Genomic DNA, 5,591 nt, shown 5'->3' with positions numbered 1-5,591 from the left:
GAAAAAGATTTGGAAGTTAAAAAAAAGTTTCTGACCTTTGCACCCCGATTAAACGAGAGAGGGGTTAAGATTTTGAAAAGCGAGGCACTGAAAAAAAACTTTAAAAATTTTTGAAAAAAGATTTGGAAGTTAAAAAAAAGTTTCAGACCTTTGCAACCCCAAACGATAAGAGAGGGGAAAGATAACGAAAACGAAAGTAGTTTTGGTTATGACAATTTAAGGGTTTCGGCCTTTAAAAAAGTTCTTTGAATAGTTGATAGAGAGAATGAGAAAACATTTTAGGAAGAAATTCCAAAAGGTGGCTTTTAAACGAAAATAAAGGCAAGGACAGACAACATTTAAAAACGAAGATGGAAGGTCGGAAGATCGGAAGTCAAAAAGAATTTACAATGGAGAGTTTGATCCTGGCTCAGGATGAACGCTAGCGGAAGGCATAATACATGCAAGTCGAACGGATGTAGCAATACATTAGTGGCGCACGGGTGCGTAACGCGTATGCAACCTACCTTCATCAGGGGGATAACTACCCGAAAGGGTGGCTAACACCGCATAATACTACTGAATGGCATCATTTGGTATTTAAATCTGAGGAGGATGAAGATGGGCATGCGTCTGATTAGCTAGTTGGTGTGGTAACGGCGCACCAAGGCGACGATCAGTAGGGGAACTGAGAGGTTGGTCCCCCACACTGGCACTGAGATACGGGCCAGACTCCTACGGGAGGCAGCAGTAGGGAATATTGGTCAATGGTGGGAACACTGAACCAGCCATTCCGCGTGCAGGAAGAAGGGTCTCTGACTTGTAAACTGCTTTAGCAAGGGAAGAAAAAGCTCATGCGTGAGAAATTGACGGTACCTTGAGAATAAGCACCGGCTAACTACGTGCCAGCAGCCGCGGTAATACGTAGGGTGCAAGCGTTGTCCGGATTTATTGGGTTTAAAGGGTGCGTAGGCGGCTCACTAAGTCAGTGTTAAAATTTTGCGGCTCAACCGTAAGTCTGGCATTGATACTGGTAAGCTTGAGTATATGTGAGGTAGGCGGAATTGATAGTGTAGCGGTGAAATGCATAGATATTATCAAGAACTCCGATAGCGAAGGCAGCTTACTGATGTATAACTGACGCTGAGGCACGAAAGTGTGGGGATCAAACAGGATTAGATACCCTGGTAGTCCACACTGTAAACGATGAAGACTCGATGTTGGACAGATATGTTCAGCGTCTTAGCGAAAGCGTTAAGTCTTCCACCTGGGGAGTACGCCGGCAACGGTGAAACTCAAAGGAATTGACGGGGGTCCGCACAAGCGGTGGAGCATGTGGTTTAATTCGACGATACGCGAGGAACCTTACCTAGGCTAGAATGTGAAGGAATGTATCAGAAATGGTGCAGTCAGCAATGACCTGAAACAAGGTGCTGCATGGCTGTCGTCAGCTCGTGCCGTGAGGTGTTGGGTTAAGTCCCGCAACGAGCGCAACCCCTGTTGTTAGTTACCAGCACGTTAAGGTGGGGACTCTAACAAGACTGCCTGCGCAAGCAGAGAGGAAGGAGGGGACGACGTCAAGTCATCATGGCCCTTACGCCTAGGGCTACACACGTGCTACAATGGCCAGTACAGAGGGCAGCTACACTGCAAAGTGATGCGAATCTCGGAAAGCTGGTCTCAGTTCGGATTGAGGGCTGCAACTCGCCCTTATGAAGTTGGAATCGCTAGTAATCGCGCATCAGCAATGGCGCGGTGAATACGTTCCCGGACCTTGTACACACCGCCCGTCAAGCCATGAAAGTCTGGGAGACCTGAAGGCGGTAACCGTAAGGAGCCGTTCAGGGTAAAACAGGTAATTAGGGCTAAGTCGTAACAAGGTAGCCGTACCGGAAGGTGTGGCTGGAACACCTCCTTTCTGGAGACCTTGCCAAGATGGTTTCTTGAAATAAATAGAAACAACAGCAAAAAGTAATTTAAAAGTATCTCATTCTCTATCCTATTCTTAGTAGAAACTAACAAAGTAGTAGAAACAAAAGAAAGGGGACTATCAATTAAAAGAAGAGCAAGCAGTTAAGCTCAAACGGAGCTGACGAGCATAAGAATAAAATTCGGGCTTGTAGCTCAGGTGGTTAGAGCGCTACACTGATAATGTAGAGGTCCGTGGTTCGAGTCCACGCAGGCCCACATAAAAGACGGGGGTTTAGCTCAGCTGGCTAGAGCGACTGCCTTGCACGCAGTAGGTCAACGGTTCGACTCCGTTAATCTCCACAAAAAAGAAGACACAAACGAGTGTATTCGAGGTTGTAAAAACAGCCAATAATGAATTTTATACTAGACGAGAGTTTAGTGATAAAAACAAGTTCTGTAAAAAGAGCAAAGTTCTTTGACATATTGTAAAAAAGAGAGACAACACAAGCTAGGCCGTATTTGAAAGAATATGGAGCCAAGAGTAAAAAAGAATTAACCTTTGATTTATCAGAGGAGAAGAAAGTTACGAAGGGCGCATGGGGGATGCCTAGGCTCTCAGAGGCGAAGAAGGACGTGATAAGCTGCGAAAAGCTGCGGGGATTGGCACATACGAATTGATCCGCAGATGTCCGAATGGGGCAACCCACTATGTTGAAGACATAGTATCCTGTAAAGGAGGCAAACCCGCTGAACTGAAACATCTAAGTAGGCGGAGGAGAAGAAAACAAAAGTGATTTCCTAAGTAGTGGCGAGCGAACGGGAATTAGCCCAAACCGAAGTTGTTACGGCAAATTCGGGGTTGTAGGACTGGAATAATAAATTAAAACAGAATAAGAATGCGTTGGGAAGCGCAACCGTAGAGGGTGATAGTCCCGTATTGGTAATGTTTTATTTTAGTTCAGTATCCTGAGTAAGGCGGGGTCGGAGACGCCCTGTCTGAATCCACCGGCACCATCCGGTAAGGCTAAATACTACTGAGAGACCGATAGTGAACAAGTACTGTGAAGGAAAGGTGAAAAGTACCTCGAATAGAGGGGTGAAAAGAACCTGAAACCATGCGCTTACAAGCGGTCGGAGCCACGTGATGTGGTGACGGCGTGCCTTTTGCATAATGAGCCTACGAGTTACGTCTCATCGGCAAGGTTAAGGACCTAAGGTCTGGAGCCGGAGCGAAAGCGAGTCTGAATAGGGCGTTAAGTCGGTGGGAGTAGACGCGAAACCTTGTGATCTACCCTTGGGCAGGTTGAAGGTTGGGTAAAACCAACTGGAGGACCGAACTGATAAGCGTTGAAAAGCTTCCGGATGACCTGAGGGTAGGGGTGAAAGGCTAATCAAACTGGGAAATAGCTCGTACTCATCGAAATGTCTTTAGGGACAGCCTCGAGGTAGAGTGTCAAGGAGGTAGAGCTACCGATAGGACTAGGGGGCTTCACCGCCTACCAAATCCTGACGAACTCCGAATGCCTATGACATATACTCGGGAGTGAGGGCATGGGTGCTAAGGTCCATGTCCGAGAGGGAAAGAACCCTGACCGTCAGCTAAGGTCCCCAAATCTATTCTAAGTTGAACAAAGGTGGTGCAGTTGCAGAGACAGCCAGGATGTTGGCTTGGAAGCAGCCATTCATTTAAAGAGTGCGTAACAGCTCACTGGTCGAGCGACAGCGCATCGATAATAAACGGGCATCAAGAATAGTACCGAAGCTACGGACTAGTAATAGTGGTAGATGAGCATTCTGACATCAATGAAGCTGCATGGTGATGTGTGGTGGAGAGGTCAGAAAAGCAAATGTAGGCATAAGTAACGATAATGCGTGTGAGAAACATGCACGCCGATAGACTAAGGTTTCCTGTATCAACGTTAATCGGATCAGGGTTAGTCGGGGCCTAAGGTATAGGCGAAGGCCGAAGCCGATGGACAACGGGTTAATATTCCCGTACTAAATAATTGAGCGAAGTGGAGACGGAGTGATGAAAGGTTCGCGGACTGATGGAATAGTTCGTTGAAGACCGTAACTATATTGGGTGTAGGCAAATCCGCATCTGATGGTGAAAGTCGATAGTATGCAAAGCCTTCGGGCAGCGCAATAGTGACCCTAAGGGCTTCCAAGAAAAACTGCTAAGCATATTGATTGTTTACCCGTACCGCAAACCGACACAGGTAGTCAAGGAGAGAATCCTGAGGCGCTCGAATGAATCACGGTTAAGGAACTCGGCAAAATAACCCTGTAACTTCGGGAGAAGGGGAGCCTACCCAGCGATGGGAGGTCGCAGAGAAATGGCCCAGGCGACTGTTTACCAAAAACACATGGCTTTGCGAAAACGAGAGTTGAAGTATAAGGCCTGACACCTGCCCGGTGCTGGAAGGTTAAGAGGGGATGTTAGTCGCAAGGCGAAGCATTGAATCGAAGCCCCAGTAAACGGCGGCCGTAACTATAACGGTCCTAAGGTAGCGAAATTCCTTGTCGGGTAAGTTCCGACCTGCACGAATGGTGTAACGATCTGGGCGCTGTCTCAACCGTGAGTTCGGTGAAATTGTAGTAGCGGTGAAGATGCCGCTTACCCGCAACGGGACGGAAAGACCCCGTGCACCTTTACTATAGCTTTACATTGACTTCGGATAACAGATGTGTAGGATAGGTGGGAGGCTGTGAAATAGTGTCGCTAGGCATTATGGAGCCAACGTTGAAATACCACCCTTATGTTATTTGGAGCCTAATCCGCAGAGCGGAGACATTGTATGGTGGGTAGTTTGACTGGGGTGGTCGCCTCCAAAAAAGTATCGGAGGCTTTCAAAGGTACCCTCAGCACGCTTGGTAACCGTGCGCAGAGTGCAATGGCATAAGGGTGCTTGACTGTGAGACCGACAAGTCGAGCAGGTACGAAAGTAGGACATAGTGATCCGGTGGTTCCGCATGGAAGGGCCATCGCTCAAAGGATAAAAGGTACGCCGGGGATAACAGGCTGATCTCCCCCAAGAGCTCACATCGACGGGGAGGTTTGGCACCTCGATGTCGGCTCGTCACATCCTGGGGCTGGAGAAGGTCCCAAGGGTTCGGCTGTTCGCCGATTAAAGTGGCACGCGAGCTGGGTTCAGAACGTCGTGAGACAGTTCGGTCCCTATCTGTTGCGGGCGTAGGAATTTTGAGGGGGGCTGACCTTAGTACGAGAGGACCGGGTTGGACGTACCGCTGGTGTATCGGTTGTATTGCCCAGTGCATTGCCGAGTAGCTAAGTGCGGAAGAGATAAGTGCTGAAAGCATCTAAGTACGAAACTCGCCCCAAGATGAGAATTCCCTTAAAGGTCGTTGGAGATGACAACGTTGATAGGTTGCAGGTGTAAAGTCTGAGAGGACAAAGCCGAGCAATACTAATTACCTGTGGACTTTCTGTAAATAGAAATTTATAGTCTCTTTTTTTTACGATATGTTAACGATATTCTGTGTGCTGGTTCGGGCAGCGATAAAACACAAAGACAATGGTGGCTATGGCGTAGGTGTTCACCTCTTCCCATCCCGAACAGAGAAGTTAAGCCCTACAACGCCGATGGTACTGCGGTCACACGTGGGAGAGTAGGTAGCTGCCAACCTTATTAAGCACAGGGTCATCTTCACAAGAGATGACCCTCTTTGCTGTTTATACC

At 47.8% G+C, this 5,591-nt stretch carries 2 tRNA genes and 3 rRNA genes; all 5 read left to right on the top strand.

The annotated features are described in order from the left end of the window. The first annotated feature begins 386 nt into the window (after positions 1–386). The 5 genes from BM090_RS17935 to rrf all read left to right on the top strand — a co-directional run bounded on the left by BM090_RS17935 (position 387) and on the right by rrf (position 5,537). A 16S ribosomal RNA gene (locus BM090_RS17935) occupies positions 387–1,897 on the top strand. 195 nt (positions 1,898–2,092) lie between these two features. Beyond that, positions 2,093–2,166: transfer RNA gene (locus BM090_RS17930), tRNA-Ile, on the top strand. Positions 2,167–2,176: 10 nt separating this feature from the next. Continuing rightward, positions 2,177–2,250, top strand: a tRNA-Ala gene (locus BM090_RS17925). A gap of 216 nt (positions 2,251–2,466) precedes the next feature. Continuing rightward, positions 2,467–5,342: ribosomal RNA gene (locus tag BM090_RS17920) — 23S ribosomal RNA — on the top strand. An 83-nt stretch (positions 5,343–5,425) separates the two neighbouring features. After that, positions 5,426–5,537: ribosomal RNA gene (gene rrf, locus BM090_RS17915) — 5S ribosomal RNA — on the top strand. Together the 16S, 23S and 5S rRNA genes with 2 tRNA genes alongside form the textbook arrangement of a ribosomal RNA operon. Positions 5,538–5,591: the final 54 nt, after the last annotated feature.

The organism is Flexibacter flexilis DSM 6793, from assembly GCF_900112255.1.
Taxonomy (GTDB): Bacteria; Bacteroidota; Bacteroidia; order Cytophagales; family Flexibacteraceae; genus Flexibacter; species Flexibacter flexilis.
This window is presented reverse-complemented; position numbering and strand designations above follow the sequence as displayed.